Annotated in this window: 15 protein-coding genes; 4 read left to right on the top strand and 11 right to left on the bottom strand. The window is 62.8% G+C overall.

The window, feature by feature from the left end:
• Positions 1 to 37: 37 nt before the first annotated feature.
• From JOE32_RS23175 to JOE32_RS23145, 7 genes are all read right to left on the bottom strand, one after another.
• A complete protein-coding gene (locus JOE32_RS23175; protein WP_209989421.1) occupies positions 38 to 1,048 on the bottom strand; it encodes a chemotaxis response regulator protein-glutamate methylesterase in 1,011 nt (336 codons plus the stop codon).
• On the bottom strand, positions 1,045 to 3,336 hold the full coding sequence (locus JOE32_RS23170) for a hybrid sensor histidine kinase/response regulator (RefSeq protein WP_209989418.1): 2,292 nt from the start codon (positions 3,334 to 3,336) through the stop codon (positions 1,045 to 1,047). Before JOE32_RS23170 ends, JOE32_RS23175 begins: the two co-directional genes overlap by 4 nt.
• Positions 3,333 to 4,031, bottom strand: a complete 699-nt coding sequence (locus JOE32_RS23165) for a chemotaxis protein CheW (RefSeq protein WP_209989415.1) — start codon at positions 4,029 to 4,031, stop codon at positions 3,333 to 3,335. Before JOE32_RS23165 ends, JOE32_RS23170 begins: the two co-directional genes overlap by 4 nt.
• On the bottom strand, positions 4,028 to 5,293 hold the full coding sequence (locus JOE32_RS23160; protein ID WP_209989413.1) for a CheR family methyltransferase: 1,266 nt from the start codon (positions 5,291 to 5,293) through the stop codon (positions 4,028 to 4,030). Before JOE32_RS23160 ends, JOE32_RS23165 begins: the two co-directional genes overlap by 4 nt.
• On the bottom strand, positions 5,290 to 5,802 hold the full coding sequence (locus tag JOE32_RS23155) for a chemotaxis protein CheW (RefSeq protein ID WP_209989410.1): 513 nt from the start codon (positions 5,800 to 5,802) through the stop codon (positions 5,290 to 5,292). The genes JOE32_RS23160 and JOE32_RS23155 overlap by 4 nt, the downstream gene beginning before the upstream one ends.
• Entirely contained in the window at positions 5,802 to 7,424 is a 1,623-nt protein-coding gene (locus tag JOE32_RS23150) for a methyl-accepting chemotaxis protein (RefSeq protein ID WP_209989408.1), read from the bottom strand. Before JOE32_RS23150 ends, JOE32_RS23155 begins: the two co-directional genes overlap by 1 nt.
• A gap of 307 nt (positions 7,425 to 7,731) precedes the next feature.
• The gene (locus tag JOE32_RS23145) at positions 7,732 to 8,439 is read right to left on the bottom strand and encodes a tellurite resistance TerB family protein (RefSeq protein ID WP_209989406.1); all 708 of its coding nucleotides are present in this window, start codon (positions 8,437 to 8,439) and stop codon (positions 7,732 to 7,734) included.
• A 333-nt stretch (positions 8,440 to 8,772) separates the two neighbouring features.
• On the opposite strand from JOE32_RS23145, the gene JOE32_RS23140 reads away from it, so the two are divergent.
• On the top strand, positions 8,773 to 10,398 hold the full coding sequence (locus JOE32_RS23140) for a glucan biosynthesis protein D (RefSeq protein WP_209989403.1): 1,626 nt from the start codon (positions 8,773 to 8,775) through the stop codon (positions 10,396 to 10,398).
• 502 nt (positions 10,399 to 10,900) lie between these two features.
• Here JOE32_RS23140 and JOE32_RS23135 read toward each other — a convergent pair.
• The 4 genes from JOE32_RS23135 to JOE32_RS23120 form a co-directional block, all read right to left on the bottom strand.
• Positions 10,901 to 11,086, bottom strand: coding sequence for a hypothetical protein (locus tag JOE32_RS23135; RefSeq protein ID WP_209989400.1), 186 nt, complete (start codon positions 11,084 to 11,086; stop codon positions 10,901 to 10,903).
• A gap of 272 nt (positions 11,087 to 11,358) precedes the next feature.
• Positions 11,359 to 12,465 carry an NADH:flavin oxidoreductase/NADH oxidase gene (locus JOE32_RS23130; RefSeq protein ID WP_209989398.1) on the bottom strand — a complete coding sequence of 369 codons (1,107 nt, stop codon included), beginning with the start codon at positions 12,463 to 12,465 and terminating at the stop codon, positions 11,359 to 11,361.
• Positions 12,466 to 12,589: 124 nt separating this feature from the next.
• Positions 12,590 to 14,491, bottom strand: coding sequence for a potassium transporter Kup (locus tag JOE32_RS23125; protein ID WP_209989395.1), 1,902 nt, complete (start codon positions 14,489 to 14,491; stop codon positions 12,590 to 12,592).
• A gap of 93 nt (positions 14,492 to 14,584) precedes the next feature.
• A complete protein-coding gene (locus tag JOE32_RS23120) occupies positions 14,585 to 14,863 on the bottom strand; it encodes a hypothetical protein (RefSeq protein ID WP_209989392.1) in 279 nt (92 codons plus the stop codon).
• 195 nt (positions 14,864 to 15,058) lie between these two features.
• On the opposite strand from JOE32_RS23120, the gene JOE32_RS23115 reads away from it, so the two are divergent.
• The 3 genes from JOE32_RS23115 to JOE32_RS23105 all read left to right on the top strand — a co-directional run bounded on the left by JOE32_RS23115 (position 15,059) and on the right by JOE32_RS23105 (position 17,490).
• Positions 15,059 to 15,352 carry a helix-turn-helix domain-containing protein gene (locus tag JOE32_RS23115; protein WP_209989388.1) on the top strand — a complete coding sequence of 98 codons (294 nt, stop codon included), beginning with the start codon at positions 15,059 to 15,061 and terminating at the stop codon, positions 15,350 to 15,352.
• A 217-nt stretch (positions 15,353 to 15,569) separates the two neighbouring features.
• Positions 15,570 to 16,898 (top strand): 30S ribosomal protein S12 methylthiotransferase RimO, encoded by a 1,329-nt coding sequence (rimO, locus tag JOE32_RS23110; RefSeq protein WP_209990711.1) that lies wholly within the window; start codon positions 15,570 to 15,572, stop codon positions 16,896 to 16,898.
• A 103-nt stretch (positions 16,899 to 17,001) separates the two neighbouring features.
• Positions 17,002 to 17,490, top strand: a complete 489-nt coding sequence (locus JOE32_RS23105; RefSeq protein WP_209989386.1) for a GNAT family N-acetyltransferase — start codon at positions 17,002 to 17,004, stop codon at positions 17,488 to 17,490.
• Positions 17,491 to 17,542 lie beyond the last annotated feature (52 nt).

Here is a 17,542-nt window from a genome sequence, read left to right as displayed (position 1 = left end):
ATTACCACCTGCAGGCCGGCGTTGACTGGGGCATTGATCATTTTGCAAAAACCTCCAGCAACCGGGGCGCAATCCTGTCCAGTGGGCGAATTTCAACAGCGGCTTCAATCGCCGCCGCCGCTTTGGGCATGCCATACACCGCCGAACTCTGCTGGTCCTGGGCGATGGTCAAATAGCCTTGTTCACGCATTGATTTAAGTCCCTGTGCCCCGTCGCGCCCCATACCGGTCAGCAACACGCCGACGGCATCGCCATTCCAGTGGCTGGCCACGCTTTCAAAAAATACATCGATGGACGGCCGGTAGATCTCGTTCACCGGCTCTGCGGTATAGGCCAGCGTGCCGTTCTTCAACAGACGAATATGGTGGTTGGTGCCGGCCAGCAGCACCACACCGCTTTGTGGCGGCTCGCCTTCACGGGCCAGGCGCACCGGCAGGCCGGAGGAGCTGCTCAGCCACTCGGCCATGCCCGCGGCGAATACCTGATCGACATGCTGCACCAGCACGATGGCGGCGGGAAAGTCCCGCGGCAACCCTTTGAGCAGGCTTTCCAGGGCAGCCGGGCCGCCAGCCGAGGAGCCGATCGCTACCAGGCTGTGGGGCTTGCCCATGGTGCGCTGGGGTGCGGTTTCGGCGCGCACGCGGCTGCCACGCTGGCCGATCAGCCAGCCGATATTGAGGATCTTGCGCAGCAACGGCGCGGCCGCATCCCTGGGGTTGCCTACGCCCAGCGAGGGGGTGTCCACCACGTCCAGGGCGCCATGGCCCATGGCTTCGAACACCCGGCTCATGTTGGCCTGGCGGTCGACGGTCACCAGCAGAATCGCGCACGGGTTATCGGCCATGATCTGCCGGGTGGCTTCCACACCGTCCATCACCGGCATGATCAGGTCCATCAGGATCAGGTCCGGGGTCAGTTCGGCGCAGCGTTGCACCGCCTGCAGGCCATTGCCGGCCACCCACACCACCTGGTGCGCAGGCTCGAAATTCAGGGCGCGGCGCAGGGCTTCGACGGCGAGCGGCATGTCGTTGACGATGGCAATCTTCATGCCCGCGCGCCTCCGATCAGTTCAACCACGGCGTCAAGCAGGGCGTCATCATGGAAGCTGGCCTTGGCCAGATAATAGTCGGCGCCGGCGTCGAGTCCTCGCCGCCGGTCTTCTTCGCGGTCCTTGTAGGACACCACCATCACCGGCAACGATTGCAGGCGCGTGTCTCGGCGCAGGAGTGTGACCAATTCGATACCGTCCATACGAGGCATATCAATGTCTGTGATCAGCAGGTCGAAGTCTTCGGAGCGCAAGGCGTTCCACCCGTCCATGCCGTCGACCGCCACGGCCACTTCATAGCCGCGATTGAGCAGCAGTTTGCGTTGCAGCTCACGCACGGTGAGCGAGTCGTCCACCACCAGCACGCGCTTGCGCGGCGCTTCGGTGGCCTGCTGGCTGCGCCGGGCGATGCGTTCCAGGCGGCCGGTGTTGAGCAGTTTGTCCACCGAGCGCAGCATGTCCTCCACATCGACAATCAGCACCACCGAGCCATCGTCGAGCAAAGCGCCGGCGGAAATATCCTGAACCTTGCCAAGGCGGTCATCCAGCGGCAGCACCACCAGCGTGCGCTCACCGATAAAGCGCTCCACGGCAATCCCGTACACCGCGTCGCGCTCGCGGATCACCACGACTTTAAGCGTTTCGTCATTGTTCTGCCCTGGCGGGCGCTGCAACAACTGGCTGGCGGCGACCAGGCCGACATGCCGGCCCTCATGCCAGAAATGCTGGCGGCCTTCCAACTGCACAATGTCGTCGGGGGCCAGGTCGCACATGCGTTCGATATGGGCCAGCGGGAAGGCGTAAGCCTCTTCGCCGACTTCGACCACCAGGCTGCGCACCACCGACAGGGTCAACGGCACTTCCAGGTGGAAGCGGCTGCCCTGCCCCGCCGTTTGCTCCAGCACCACCGCGCCGCGCAGTTGCCGCACCATATGCTGCACCGCATCCAGGCCAACTCCGCGCCCGGACACTTCGGTGACCTTGTCGCGCAGGCTGAAGCCCGGCAGGAAGAGGAACGTCAGCAGCTCCTCCTCGCTCAGACGCAGGGCGGTTTCCAGCGGCGACAGGTGCCGATCGACGATGCTGCCGCGCAGGCGCTCCAGGTCGACGCCATTGCCGTCGTCGCTCAGTTCCAGCACCAGCAAGCCGGCCTGATGGGAGGCGCGCAGACGGATCAGGCCTTCGGCAGGCTTGCCGGCGAGCACGCGCTGCTCGGGCATTTCAATGCCATGGTCGACGGCATTGCGCAATAAATGGGTGAGCGGCGCTTCGAGTTTTTCCAGCACGTCGCGGTCGACCTGGGTCTTTTCGCCCTCGATCTCCAGGCGCACCCGCTTGCCCAGGGTACGGCCAAGGTCGCGGACCATGCGTGCCTGCCCCGCCAATACATCGGCAAATGGGCGCATGCGGCAGGCCAGCGCGGTGTCATAAAGCACCTGCGCACGCTGCCCGGCCTGCCAGCCGAACTCGTCCAGCTCGGCGGTTTTTTCCGCCAGCAGGGCCTGGGCTTCGCTCAGCAGGCGACGGGTATCGGCCAGGGCTTCCTGGGCTTCGAGGTTCAGATTCAGGGTCTTGAGCTGGCCGTCCAGGGAGTCCAGCGCGCGCACGCCCTGGCTTTGAATGCGCTTGAGGCGTTGCAGGCTGGCCAGATACGGCTTGAGCCGCTGGGTTTCCACCAGGGATTTGCTGGACAGGTCCAGCAGGCTGTTCAGGCGCTCGGCGGTGACGCGCAGCACGCGTTCGCCGCCTTCGGTCATGCGCTTGCCCGGACGCGCGGGCTCGCTGGCAGCAGGCGGCGCAGGTTCGGGCTCAGGCTCGGGCTCGAGCGGCAAGGTTTCCATGACAGGCGTCGGAGCCGGCGCTGGCTCGGCTGGCGCTGCGATCTTTGCCGTGGGCTGCGACGGATCCAGCAAGCGCTCCATCAGCGCCACATAGGCTGCGATATCGGCAGGCGAGACGTCGTTGCCCGGCGTGGCGATGCGCATCAGCAGGTCGGTGCCCTGCAGCAGCGCGTCGATGTGCTCAGGTTGCAGGTACAGGCGTGCTTCCTGGGCACTGACCAGGCAGTCTTCCATTACGTGGGCCACACTGACCCCGGCGTCCACCCCGACGATGCGCGCCGCGCCCTTGAGCGAGTGCGCGGCGCGCATGCAGGCTTCGAGCTGGTCGGCCTGGGTGGGATTGCGTTCCAGGGCCAGCAGGCCGGCACTCAGCACCTGGGTTTGCGCATCGGCTTCCAGGCTGAACAGTTCCAGCAGCGAGGCGTCGCGCATCTGGTCGGGGGTCATGTGAGGCTCCGGGTCACGGCGGACAACAATTGTGCCTCGTCCAGCCAGCGCAGGCTGCGGCCCTTCCACTGCAGAACACCCTGGGTGAAGCGCCCACTGGCCTGGGTGCCGGAGGCCGATGCCGCTTTCAGGGTGCGCTCATCGACCGCGTGAATGCCGTCGACTTCGTCCACCGGCACCACCACCGGGCCATCCTGCGCGGCGATGATCAGCATGCGCGGCATGATCCGCCCGCCTGTCGCCCCGGTGCTGGTGGCATCCAGTCCAAGCAGTTCGACCAACGACAGACACGCCACCAGCGCCCCACGCACATTGGCCACGCCGAGCAACGCACGGGAACGCTGGTGCGGCAGGGAATGGATCGGCTGCAGCGGCGCCACCTCCACCAGACAGCGGGTGGCGATGCCCAGCCACTCCTCGCCGAGCCGGAACATCAGCAGCGAACGGGTGACGATGTCCTCATCGACCTCGGCCGCCGCCGGGCGGCGGTCGTCCTGTTGCAGGGCGTAACGGTCCAGCAACCGCGTGGCGGCGGCCGAATACACCGAGCAGTTGCGACAGTGAATATGCTCCGCCAGCAGCGGGCAGGACTTGTCGCCATGAATGCCGATGCGGTTCCAGCAATCGTCGATGGCCTGGGTGTCGGCCAGGGTCAGGTCCAGGCCGGCGGTGTCGAGCGCCTTGGTGCTACTCATCGTTTGGACTCACTGTCAGCTCGCTCGCTGCGCGCGGCACGTGCCTGCAGGCGACGCGCGCCCGCACTGTCGCCCTGGGACTCGAGCAGCGCGGCCAGGTGCATCAGGGCCTGCGGGTGCTGGGGTTCCAGGTACAAGGCTTTTCGGTAATAACCCTGGGCTTCCAGGGCGCTGCCGGCCACATCGCTGAGCAGCCCCAGCCAGTAAAATACCTGGGCGGCCGGCGGGTGGTTGCTCAAATAGCGTTCGCAGGCGGCGCGGGCTTCGGCGCTCTTGCCGGCGTTGGCCAGGGTGGCGATCTGGCTGAGCAAGTCGGCCGTGTCGGAGGGCGGCGCCTTGATCGGCACCACCTGGGCGCTGGCCGTGCTGAACGGTCGCGGCTTGACCGGCAGCGGCATCGGTGCCGCGCTGCGCGCAAGCACGGGATTGGGCATGGGTACAAACACCGGCGCCGGCTTGACCGGTTCCGCGTGGCGGCTGAAGGCAAACGACTGCGGCACGCCAATCGAACGCATGCCGTGGCGCCCCAGCAGGCTGCCCTCGGCCGGGCCGATGAACAGCACGCCGTCCAGGTGGGTCAAGCCCTTGAGCACATCGAACACCTGCTGTTGCGTCGGCTGGTCAAAGTAGATCAGCAGGTTGCGGCAGAACACGAAATCGTAGGCCGATTCATTGGCGAGCAGCGCCGGGTCAAGCAGGTTGCCGACCTGCAGGCGCACCTGTTCGCGCACGCGGTCGGCGATGTGATACCCCTCGGCCTGTTCGCTGAAGTGGCGGTCGCGAAAGTCGATGTCGCCGCCGCGAAACGAATTCTTGCCGTACACGCCGCGCCGGGCGCGCTCCACCGACAGCGGGCTGACGTCCATGCCCTGCACCTTGAACTGGTGCGGCGCAAGGCCGGCATCGAGCAGGGCCATGGCGATCGAATAGGGCTCCTCGCCCGTGGAGCATGGCAGGCTCAGAATGCGCAAGGCGCGCAGTTGCTTGAGCTCGTCCAGACGCGCCTTGGCCAGCCGCGCGAGGGTTGCGAAGGATTCGGGGTAGCGAAAGAACCAGGTCTCGGGAACGATCACCGCTTCGATCAGCGCCTGCTGTTCGTCGTGGGAGCGTTGCAGGTGCTGCCAGTAATCATCCGCTGTCTGCGCCTGCACCGCCTGGCTGCGCTGGCGCACGGCACGCTCGATAATGGCTTCGCCCACCGAAGCGACGTCCAGGCCGATGCGTTCTTTCAAATAGGCAAAAAAGCGCGGGTCGTTGCTCATAGGCTCAACTCGGCAGAGAACAGCAAGGCACGCACGTCTTCGGTGAGCAGGTCATTGACGCCGATCCATTGCGTCAAGCCCGCCGCATCTTCGCGCACTGGCCCAAGGTACGGCGCCTGGCGATTGTCCAGGCCATAAGGCTGGAATTCGGCGGGGTCGCAGCGCAGGGTGTCGGTGGCCTGTTCGAGAATCAGCCCCAGCCGGCGCGGTTCGGCCCAGGATTGCGGCTGGTAGTTGACCAGCACCAGCCGCGTGCTCGTGCGGGCCTGAGCGGCGGTGCCAAAGGTCAGCGCACTCAGGTCGATGACCGGCACCAGCGCGCCGCGATGAGCAAAAATCCCCGACACCCAGGCGGGCGCGTGGGCGATGGGCTTGAGTGGCAGGCGCGGCAGCACTTCGGCCACTTCAGTGGCCTTGAGGGCAAAGCGTTCACTGCCGATGTGGAACAGCAGGAACAACGCCTTTTTCGCTGCCGTAACGGCGCCGCGTTTAGCCGCGAGGTCGCTCATCAGACTTTGAAACGCGACACGCCGCTGCGCAGACCCACCGCAACCTGGCTCAGTTCATCAATGGCAAAGCTGGCCTGACGCAGGGACTCCACGGTCTGGCTGCTGGCATCACCGAGCTGCACCAGCGCGTGGTTGATCTGTTCGGCGCCGGTGGCCTGGGCCTGCATGCCTTCGTTGACCATCAACACCCGTGGCGCCAGCGCCTGCACCTGATGGATGATCTGCGAAAGCTGCTCGCCCACCTGCTGCACTTCGAACATGCCGCGGCGCACTTCCTCGGAGAACTTGTCCATACCCATCACCCCGGCCGACACCGCCGACTGGATCTCGCGCACCATCTGCTCGATGTCGTAGGTGGCCACGGCAGTCTGGTCGGCCAACCGTCGCACTTCGGTGGCCACTACGGCAAAGCCGCGCCCGTATTCGCCGGCCTTCTCGGCCTCGATGGCGGCATTGAGCGAGAGCAGGTTGGTCTGGTCGGCGACCTTGACGATGGTCACCACCACTTGGTTGATGTTGCCGGCCTTTTCGTTGAGGATCGCCAGCTTGGCGTTCACCAGGTCGGCGGCGCCCATCACCGAGTGCATGGTTTCTTCCATGCGCGCCAGGCCCTGCTGGCCGGACCCGGCCGCCACCGAAGCCTGATCGGCGGCGGTGGAGACTTCGGTCATGGTGCGCACCAGGTCCTTGGACGTGGCGGCGATTTCCCGCGACGTCGCGCCGATCTCGGTGGTCGTGGCGGCGGTTTCGGTGGCGGTGGCCTGCTGCTGCTTGGAGGTGGCGGCAATCTCGGTGACCGAGGTGGTGACCTGCACCGAGGAGCGCTGGGCCTGGGACACCAGGGCGGTCAGTTCAGTCATCATGTCGTTGAAGCCGGTTTCCACGGCGTTGAATTCGTCCTTGCGCTCCAGGTTCAGGCGTTTGCTGAGGTCGCCCGTGCGCATGGTTTCGAGGATGTCGACGATGCGCTTCATCGGCGCCATGATCGCGCGCATCAGCAGCAGGCCACACAGGCCGGCAGCGAGGACGGCGATGATCAGCGACACCACCATGCTGATCTTGGCCGACAGCACGGCCTCATCAATGGCCGCCGTGGCGCGGTCGGACACGTTCTTGTTTTCAGTGATGATGTCGTTGAGCTTCATGCGCCCTTCGGTCCAGATCGGCGTCAATTGCTCTTCGAGCAATACGCTGGCACCGGGCAGGTCGTTGGCTTCAACGCGTTCCAGCACCTGGGCCAGAACCTTGTTGTAATTGATGTGCGCGGCCTTGAAGTTGTCGAACTCCATGCGATCGGCCTGGTCATGCACGGTTTTTTCATAGTTGGCCATCTGCTGCTCAATTCGCGCTTCGAAGGACTTGTAGTCATTCTTGTCGGAATTGGTGAGGGTCTTTTCCTCGCGCAGGCCGATGATGTCGATGGTCTGTAAATAGCTGTCGACCCACGCGCTGCGGATCATGGAGCTTAAGTAGACCCCTGGCACCGCATCATCCCTGACGGCTTCCTGACTGACTTCGATCTTCAGCAACCGTGAGTAGGACACCACGACCATCAGCAACATGATCGCAATAATGACCGCAAAGCTCGCCAAAATCCGTTGGCGCAACGTCCAGTTCTTCACAGTAATTCCTCGAAGGGCCATTCAAATGGAGGGGAGTATAGCTGAGCGGAATGTGCGAGGGGGGTTGCTTGCGAGGGCGGTGTGTTTGTATCAAAACGACTGACTGACGGGTTCAGGCAACCCCATCCCTGTGGCGAGCAGGCTTGTCCTGCGTTGGGCTGCGCAGCAGCCCCAAAGCCAGGCGCTGAGCCGTATCAGGCACACCGCGTTCTGCTCGATTGGGGGCGCTTCGCACCCCAACGCGGGGCAAGCCCGCTTGCCACAAGAAGCGGGGCCTCCCCTACCTTGATTTGCGTACCGCCTGTGGTTACTGAGCCAGAAGCACCTGTTTCTCCAGTTCGGCCTTCAGGCCGGGCTCCAGCCGGAGTTGGCGGGCCAGTTCGTCGAGGTATGACTTTTCCATGAAGTTTTCCTCGTCCACCAGCATCACGCTGGCGATGTACATCTCGGCGGCCATTTCCGGGGTGCCTGCGGCGCGGGCCACATCGGCGGGGTCCAGGGGTTTGTTGAGTTCGGCGTGCAGCCAGCTTTGCAGCTCGCGGTCGTTGTCCAGCTTGGTGAACTCGCCTTCGATCAGCGCGCGCTCGCGCTCGTCGACGTGTCCGTCGGCCTTGGCGGCGGCGACCAGCGCCTTGAGGATGCCCTGGCTGTGCTGCTCGACCTGGGCCGGCGGTAGGCGGTCGATGGTTCGCGGTTCGCTTTGGGGCGCGCTGGCCTGCTGCGCCTGCCAGTTGCCGTACGCCTTGTAGGCGATGACGCCCAGGGCGGCCAGACCGCCGTAGGTGAGCGCCTTACCGCCGAATTTGCGCGCTTTTTTGTTGCCCATCAGCAGGCCCATAGCGCCCGCCGCCAGAGCGCCACCCCCTGCGCCGCCGAGCAGGCTGCCCAGGCCGCCACTGCCGAGCAGGCCATCCAGCGCGCCTTTCTCATCCGATTTGCGCGGGTCACCAGCCTTTTTTTGCAACATGTCCTGACCAGATTTAAGCAACTGATCGAGCAATCCACGGGTATTCATAAATAGCCTCCAGGCACTTGGGTACATAGGACAAACAGACCTCAGCGTAAAACCAAGTGCAAAATTTACTGCTCGCTAGAGTGCTTCCAGATGTAACACCGCCTGTGTAGTTTGAAGTGCGCAGCCACCCCTTCGCTGGTTTGGAAATGTCTTGTCGCACATGCAGAGCCACTACCGTGCCACCAATCAATTTTCCTTGCCCATCGAACCGCTTAAGCTATCCGACGTCTGTTTAATGTCCGTTGCGTTTGGCCGAAGGCATGTCCGAACCGTTATTTCTGATCCATTACGTGCCAGGAACGGCGCGGGATTTGCTCACGACAGGTTGTCTCTATGCATCGCAGGAATTTGCTCAAAGCGTCCATGGCCATTGCGGCTTACACCGGTTTGTCGGCCAGTGGCCTGCTGGCCGCGCAGGCCTGGGCCGGTAACCGTGCCGCCGATGGCAAGGCCGTGGCATTCGATTTTGAAACGCTTAAGGCCCAGGCCAAACAGCTCGCCGGCGCAGCCTACAAAGACACGCGGCAGGTGCTGCCACCTACGCTGGCGAACATGACCCCGCAAAATTTCAACGCGATTGGCTACGACGGCAATCATTCGCTGTGGAAGGAGTTGAACGGCCAGCTGGATGTGCAGTTCTTCCACGTCGGCATGGGTTTCAAGACGCCGGTGCGCATGCACAGCGTCGACCCCAGGACCCGCGAAGCCCGTGAGGTGCATTTCCGCCCGTCGCTGTTCAACTATGAAAAGACCACGGTAGACACCAAGCAACTGACCGGCGACCTGGGTTTCTCCGGCTTCAAGCTGTTCAAGGCGCCGGAGCTGGACCGCCATGACGTGTTGTCATTTTTGGGCGCCAGCTATTTCCGAGCGGTGGACTCCACCGGCCAGTACGGCCTGTCAGCGCGCGGCCTGGCGATTGATACCTACGCGAAAAAACGCGAGGAATTTCCCGACTTCACGCAGTTCTGGTTCGAGACCCCGGAAAAGAACGCCACGCGCTTTGTGGTGTACGCCCTGCTCGATTCACCGAGCGCCACCGGTGCCTATCGCTTCGATATCGACTGCCAGGCCAACCAGGTGGTGATGGCGATCGACGCGCATATCAACGCGCGTACCGCCATCGAACAACTGGGCATCGCGGCGATGACCAGCATGTTCAGCTGCGGCACCCATGAGCGGCGCATGTGCGACACCATCCACCCGCAAATCCACGATTCGGACCGCCTGGCGATGTGGCGCGGTAATGGCGAGTGGGTGTGCCGCCCGTTGAACAACCCGGCCAAGTTGCAGTTCAACGCGTTTGCCGACACTGACCCAAAAGGCTTCGGCCTGGTGCAGACCGACCATGAGTTCGCCAGCTATCAGGACACCGTGGACTGGTACAGCAAGCGCCCAAGCCTGTGGGTGGAACCGACCACCGCCTGGGGCGAGGGCTCGATCGACCTGCTGGAAATCCCTACCACCGGCGAGACCCTGGACAATATCGTGGCCTTCTGGACCCCGAAAAAACCCGTGGCTGCCGGCGACTCCCTCAATTACGGCTACAAGTTGTACTGGAGTGCCCTGCCCCCGGTCAGCACGCCGCTGGCGCAGGTCGACGCGACCCGTTCCGGCATGGGCGGCTTTACCGAAGGCTGGGCACCCGGCGAGCATTACCCCGAAGTCTGGGCGCGCCGCTTTGCCGTGGACTTCAAGGGCGGCGGCCTGGACCGCCTGCCCGCCGGCACCGGCATCGAGCCGGTGGTGACTTGCTCACACGGTGAGGTCAAGGATTTCAGCGTGCTGGTGCTCGACAACATCAAGGGCTATCGCATCCTGTTCGACTGGTACCCCACCAGCGACAGCGTGGAACCCGTCGAGCTGCGCCTGTTTATCCGGACCCAGGACCGCACCTTGAGTGAAACCTGGCTGTACCAGTACTTCCCGCCAGCGCCGGATAAGCGCAAGTACACGTGAGGCGCCGGTTATAAATATGGGAACAGGTTTGCCCGCGATAGCGATGAGTCAGTCGTTCATGTAGCAACTGGCCTGCCGTCATCGCGGGCAAGCCCGCTCCCACAGTTGATCGCGTTCACACGCCCCGATACCGGTCGGCTCTAAGGCCGCCACGCTTTTGCTTTTGATCTGGAGCGCCCCGTCAAACACGCTGGCCGAACGCAGGCTTTGGAGCATGGGTAACCCGGCAGGACGCCGGGTTAGCCGCGCTGGGCCAAGGATGGCCCATCGCGGCGGCCCACGCTCCAAAGCCTGCGTTCGGGCACACCGAGCCTGAGCGAGGTGCCGAGTGTTGGGGCGAAGCGTTTTGGGTTACTTTTTGCGCTCTTCAAAAAGTGACCCGCTGTAAGAGCGGAACCTCCAGCAGCCGTTACCGCAGAAACGGATAGGTACACCGAAAAATCGTCATCGCGGGCAAGTCGAATCGTCGCACCGCCGCTCCCATCGTTGATTTTCGCTGGTTTTAAAACCGCGACACACTCTTCATCGCCCCCACCAGGTACCGCATCGCCACCTGATCGTCCTCGGTCAGGGCGCGATATTGCGCCAGCAATTCAGCCTCGTCCGAACTCAACCTGCGACTACGCAGGGACATCCTGCGGGTCAGAAAACACGCCACCACACCCGCTACACCATAGGACTTGGCCATGGACTGTTTCTCCTGATAACGATCAAATGCTCCTTGCGCCCATTCTTTGCCTGCGATAAAGCGCAATACCTTCGCGGGCAAACCGACTGACTTCCTGGGCCAGAACCAGACGTACCCTAAGCGTAGAAACAATCTCGTCCGGTGTGGGATTTTTTTAGAGTATTCACTTAAAAAATTGCTTCGGTAACAAATACCTACAGCCTTTTCCCACACAGATGGACAAAGAAAAACCCACCGGACCCGGGTGGGTTTTTGGTGCAGCCTGCGCAGGATCAATCGCGCAGATCGGACTCGTGGATTGGCTGGTCGCGATGGGTCGCACGCTGATACTGCGCCGGCCAGGTTGCCTTGCGTCCGCCCAGGTCGTCATCGGCATGCAGGGGCCAGTACGGATCGCGCAGCAGTTCACGGGCGAGGAAGATCAGGTCCGCCTGGCAGGTGCGCAGGATATGCTCGGCCTGCGCCGGCTCGGTGATCATGCCGACGGTGCCGGTGGCAATCCCGGACTCCTTGCGCACGCGCTCGGCAAAACGCGTCTGGTAGCCGGGGCCGGTGGGGATTTCGGCGTTGGCGGCGGTGCCACCGGAGGAGACGTCGATCAGGTCCACGCCCAGGTCCTTCAGGCGGCGCGCCAGTTCCACGGTTTCATCGGGGTTCCAGCCGTCTTCCACCCAGTCGGTGGCCGACACACGCACAAACAGCGGCAGCTCCTGCGGCCAGACATCGCGTACCGCGCGGGTCACTTCGAGCACCAGGCGGATGCGGTTTTCGAAGGAGCCGCCGTACTGGTCCCGGCGCTGGTTGCTGATGGGCGAGAGGAATTGGTGCAGCAGGTAGCCGTGGGCAGCGTGGATTTCCACCACCTGGAACCCCGCCGTCAACGCGCGCCTGGCGGCCGCCACGAAGTCGGCAATCACTTGCTGGATCTGCCCTTCGTCCAGCGGCGTGGGCTGGGTGTGCTGTGGGTCGAATGCCATCGGCGAGGGCCCCACCGGCACCCAACCGCCGTCTTCCGGCTTGACGCTGCCATGCTTGCCGATCCACGGACGGTGCGTGCTGGCCTTGCGTCCGGCGTGGCCCAGCTGGATGCCGGCTACCGCGCCCTGGGCCGCGATGAAACGGGTGATGCGCTGCAGCGGCGCGATCTGTGCGTCGTTCCACAAACCCAAGTCCTGGGCGGTGATACGGCCATCGGCGGTCACGGCGGTGGATTCGGTAAAGATCAGCCCGGCGCCGCCCACCGCACGGCTGCCGAGGTGGACCAGATGCCAGTCGTTGGCCAAGCCATCGGCGCTGGAGTACTGGCACATCGGCGAGACCACGATGCGATTGAGCAGGGTCAGTTGGCGCAGGGTATAGGGTTCGAGCAGTTGACTCATGGCGCACCTCTTCCGGGTTCTGTGGGCACATCAACGGTGCCTGGAGCCTAGTCGACAACCGTCGATCACACAGGGTTCAGAAGGAAAGACGGGAGCCGATTACCGGCTCCCGGGGCGCTGCGGTCTACATTTCGACCTGGGTGCCCAGCTCGATCACCCGGTTTACCGGGAGCTTGAAGAAGCGCAGGTTGCCGTTGGCGTTCTTCAACATGAAGGCGAACAGCGCTTCGCGCCAACGCGCCATGCCCTTGATGCGCGAGGCGATCACGGTTTCGCGGCTGAGGAAATACGTGGTGCGCATCGGGCTGAAATCCAGCTCTTCCAGATGGCACAACTTCAGCGCCTGGGGCACATCCGGCTCGTCGGTAAAGCCAAAGTGCAGGATCACCCGGAAGAAGCCCTCACCGTAGGCATCCACCTCGAAGCGCCGGGCGGTGGGTACGCGCGGAATGTCTTCGTAGACCACCGTCAGCAGCACCACTTGCTCATGCAGCACCTGGTTGTGCAGCAGGTTGTGCAGCAGCGCATGGGGCGTTGCGTCGGGCCGCGCGGTAAGGAACACCGCCGTGCCCTGCACGCGGTGAGGCGGCTGCACGCGGATGCTGTTGATAAAGATCGGCAGCGGCAGGCCGCCCTCGTCGAGGCGTTCCACCAGCAGTTGCTTGCCGCGCTTCCACGTCGTCATCAACACGAACAGCACGATCCCCGCCAGCACCGGGAACGCGCCACCCTGGATGATCTTCGGCACGTTGGCGGCAAAGTACAGCCCGTCCACCAACAGGCAGCAGAGCAACACCGGCACGGCCAGAATCGGTGGCCATTTCCACAGCAGCAGCATCACGGCCGACACCAGGATGGTGGTCATCAGCATGGTGCCGGTCACTGCCACGCCGTAGGCCGAGGCCAGCGCGTTGGAGGACTCGAAGCCCAGCACCAGCAGGATCACACCGACCATCAGCGACCAGTTCACCGCGCCGATGTAGATCTGGCCCTGCTCGGCGCTGGACGTGTGCTGGATGTGCATGCGCGGGATGTAACCCAGTTGGATCGCCTGGCGCGTCAACGAGAACGCCCCGGAAATGACCGCCTGGGATGCAATCACCGTGGCCAGGGTGGACAGCACCACCAGCGGGATCAGCGCCCAGCTTGGCGCCAGCAGGTAAAACGGGTTGCGCGCGGCTTCAGGGTCGCCCAGCAGCATGGCGCCCTGACCGAAATAATTGAGCACCAGCGCCGGCAGCACCAGGATGAACCAGGCGCGGGCGATGGGCTTGCGCCCGAAGTGGCCCATGTCGGCGTACAACGCCTCGGCGCCGGTCAACGCCAGTACCACTGCACCCAGAATCGCCACACCGATGCCGGGGTGAGCCTCGAAGAAACGCACGGCCCACATCGGGTTCAGCGCGCTGAGCACTTCGGGGTGCAGGGTGATGCCATACACGCCAAGGCCGCCGAGTACCAGAAACCAGGTGACCATCACCGGCCCGAACAGCTTGCCGATACGGTCGGTGCCGTGCTTCTGGATCAGGAACAGCGCGACCAGCACCACCAGCGCGATGGGCACCACCCACTTATCCACGCCATCGAAGGCCAGCTCCAGGCCTTCCACGGCCGACAGCACCGAGATCGCCGGGGTGATCATGCTGTCGCCATAAAACAGCGCCGCACCGCACAGGCCGCACACCACGAGGAAACTGCGCAGTCTCCTGCGCTCCCCCGCCGCACGTCGCGCCAGCGCGGTCAGGGCCATGATGCCGCCCTCGCCCTGGTTGTCGGCGCGCAGCACGAACAGCATGTATTTGATCGACACGACCCAGATCAGCGACCAGAAAATCAGCGCCAGAATCCCCAACACACCATCATGGTTGACCTGCACCCCATAACCGCCGGTGAATACTTCTTTGAGGGTATAGAGCGGGCTGGTCCCGATATCGCCGTAAACCACCCCAACCGCCGCCACCAGCATGCCTATCGGCTTGGCGTTTGAATGCTCGGCACCCGCCGCCTGACTACTTGCCTGACCCATCAACCACTCCTGCCCTTTGACCTGCGGCCATTTATAAACAACGCACCTGAGCGGACCCTAGCATGCGCCGTTTAACTTCTCGTAACAGACGTTTTATTGACTCACGGGGCTGGCCCGTGAGTAAAGGCGCGAAGCATAGCGCATGCGCTGGTTAGATTTCGCTGTTCGAAGGCATTGGGCAGCCAGTTCGCTCCCGTTGGTAGTAAATAGCGCAAACATCACGGCGCTCGAGCAAAGCTCCATGATCATAATGAGAAATTCCCCATGGCCCCTTGCGCCTTCACTCAGGAAACGGATGCCGAATTGCAGGGCACTAGTCGCCACCATCGCCTCTACGCCAATGACGGATAGCACGTTAAAGATGATATTCATTGAGTCCCCCGTCTTCACGGAAGACCTTGGCGAGCTTTTGAGCGATGAAAGCTAGGGCGGGGTACGGGTGATCGACTTCCACTTAATAGCGGCTTATCAGATCAGGCTGATTCTGATCTACCGTAAGGGGATCAAAGATGATCTTTCTCCAGCGGAAAAGAGAGTACTTGCACAATTAAACAGAGGGTGGAAGTGATGGAAAAGAATCTATTCAACCGCCTGGTCGAAAGCATGACCCAGATGGACGAGATTGGCCGTGGCGAACGTCCGCCATCCCGTGAGTTTCACGTGGACGCCGTGAAAGTCAAAATGATCCGTAAGGCTACCGGGCTTTCTCAGGCGCGCTTTGCCAAAGCGATTGATGTCGCAGTGGGAACTCTGCAGAACTGGGAGCAAGGTCGGCGGGAGCCAGAAGGCCCCGCACGGGCGCTCCTGCGCGCCATACACAATGACCCTGGGCACGTGTTGGCGGCTCTTGAGCAACGCTAGAGGTTGACGTGAGTTTCTTGCTGGGGCGCAGATCGGCGCCCTTTTTCTTTACAGGCGCAGCACTCGTCGCATTTCCCCGCATAAAGCTGGTCAAGCGCGCCGCCCATCGCTAGAATTGCGCACTTTTTGATCAGAGGCACACCCAGTGCCCGGCAACCGCCTTGTCGTGCCCGACCGGCGGCGTCATTCAATACCGAGGTTAGACATGTCCACCACCATCGCAAAAGCCAACCCCAAGGTTGGCTTTGTTTCCCTGGGTTGCCCGAAGGCTCTGGTCGACTCCGAACGCATCCTGACGCAACTGCGCATGGAAGGCTACGACGTGGTGTCCACCTATCAGGACGCTGACGTGGTGGTGGTCAACACCTGCGGTTTCATCGATTCGGCCAAGGCGGAGTCGCTGGAAGTGATTGGCGAGGCCATCAAGGAAAACGGCAAGGTCATCGTGACCGGCTGCATGGGTGTGGAAGAAGGCAACATCCGCAACGTGCACCCCAGCGTTCTGGCCGTAACCGGTCCGCAGCAGTACGAGCAGGTGGTCAACGCCGTGCACCAGGTGGTGCCGCCGCGTCAGGACCACAACCCGCTGATCGACCTGGTGCCGCCCCAAGGCATCAAGCTGACGCCGCGTCACTATGCGTACCTGAAGATTTCCGAAGGCTGCAACCACAGCTGCAGCTTCTGCATCATTCCGTCGATGCGCGGCAAGCTGGTCAGCCGTCCGGTGGGCGATGTCCTCGACGAGGCCCAGCGCCTTGTCAAATCCGGCGTCAAAGAGCTGTTGGTGATCTCCCAGGACACCAGCGCGTACGGCGTCGATGTGAAATACCGCACCGGTTTCTGGAACGGCGCGCCGGTGAAAACCCGCATGACCGAACTGTGCGAAGCCCTCAGCAGCCTGGGTGTGTGGGTGCGCCTGCACTATGTCTACCCGTACCCGCACGTGGATGAACTGATCCCATTGATGGCCGCCGGCAAGATCCTGCCGTACCTGGACATTCCGTTCCAGCACGCAAGCCCCAAGGTGCTCAAGGCGATGAAACGCCCGGCGTTCGAAGACAAGACCCTGGCGCGCATCAAGAACTGGCGCGAGATCTGCCCGGATCTGATCATCCGGTCGACCTTCATCGTCGGCTTCCCCGGCGAAACCGAAGAAGACTTCCAGTACCTGCTGGACTGGCTGACCGAAGCGCAACTGGACCGCGTCGGCTGCTTCCAGTATTCCCCGGTGGAAGGCGCTCCGGCCAACCTGCTGGACCTGGCCGTGGTGCCGGACGACGTCAAGCAGGACCGTTGGGAGCGCTTCATGGCGCACCAGCAGGCGATCAGTTCGGCGCGCCTGCAGTTGCGCATCGGCAAGGAAATCGAAGTGCTGATCGACGAAGTCGACGAACAAGGCGCCGTTGGCCGCTGCTTCTTCGATGCACCGGAAATCGACGGTAACGTGTTTATCGACGATGCCAGCGGCTTGAAGCCGGGCGACAAGGTCTGGTGCACCGTGACCGATGCCGACGAATACGACCTGTGGGCCGAAAAGCGCGACTGAATCTGCAAAGAAATACAAAAGCCCCGCCTCTGGACAAGAGGCGGGGCTTTTTTGGGTCTATTGTTTTGCCCATCAGAGCAGAGCGAGGCAAGGAGCAGCAGACATGCGCGAGCATTCGGTCATCCATACACCCAACACCGGCGACTACACAGAGTTGACGCGCATCTGGGAAGACTCGGTGCGGGCCACCCACGATTTCCTGCCGGACAGTTACATTGCGCTACTGAAAAACCTGGTGCTCACCCGCTACCTCGATGCGGTGATGCTGGTGTGCACCAAGGACACGCGCCAGCGCATCACCGGGTTCGCCGGGGTGGCGGCAGGCAAGGTCGAAATGCTGTTTATCGACCCGCTGCACCGAGGCCAGGGCCTGGGTCGCCAATTGCTGCGCTATGCAATCGAGCATTTGAATGCCGAGGCGCTTGATGTGAATGAGCAAAACCCCAAGGCACTGGGGTTTTACCTCAAGCAGGGTTTTGAAGTGGTCGGACGCACGGCCCATGACGGCCTGGGCCAGCCCTATCCGTTGCTGCACCTGCGTTTGCGTCAGCCACCCATGGCAAGCCCGCTCGCACATTTTCAAGCGCGCTGAAATGGGGCCGGGATTAACCGGCGCCAGGCAGGTACAATAGGCGCCCCTTTTT

The organism is Pseudomonas sp. PvP025, assembly GCF_017832155.1.
GTDB lineage: Bacteria > Pseudomonadota > Gammaproteobacteria > Pseudomonadales > Pseudomonadaceae > Aquipseudomonas.
This window is presented reverse-complemented; position numbering and strand designations above follow the sequence as displayed.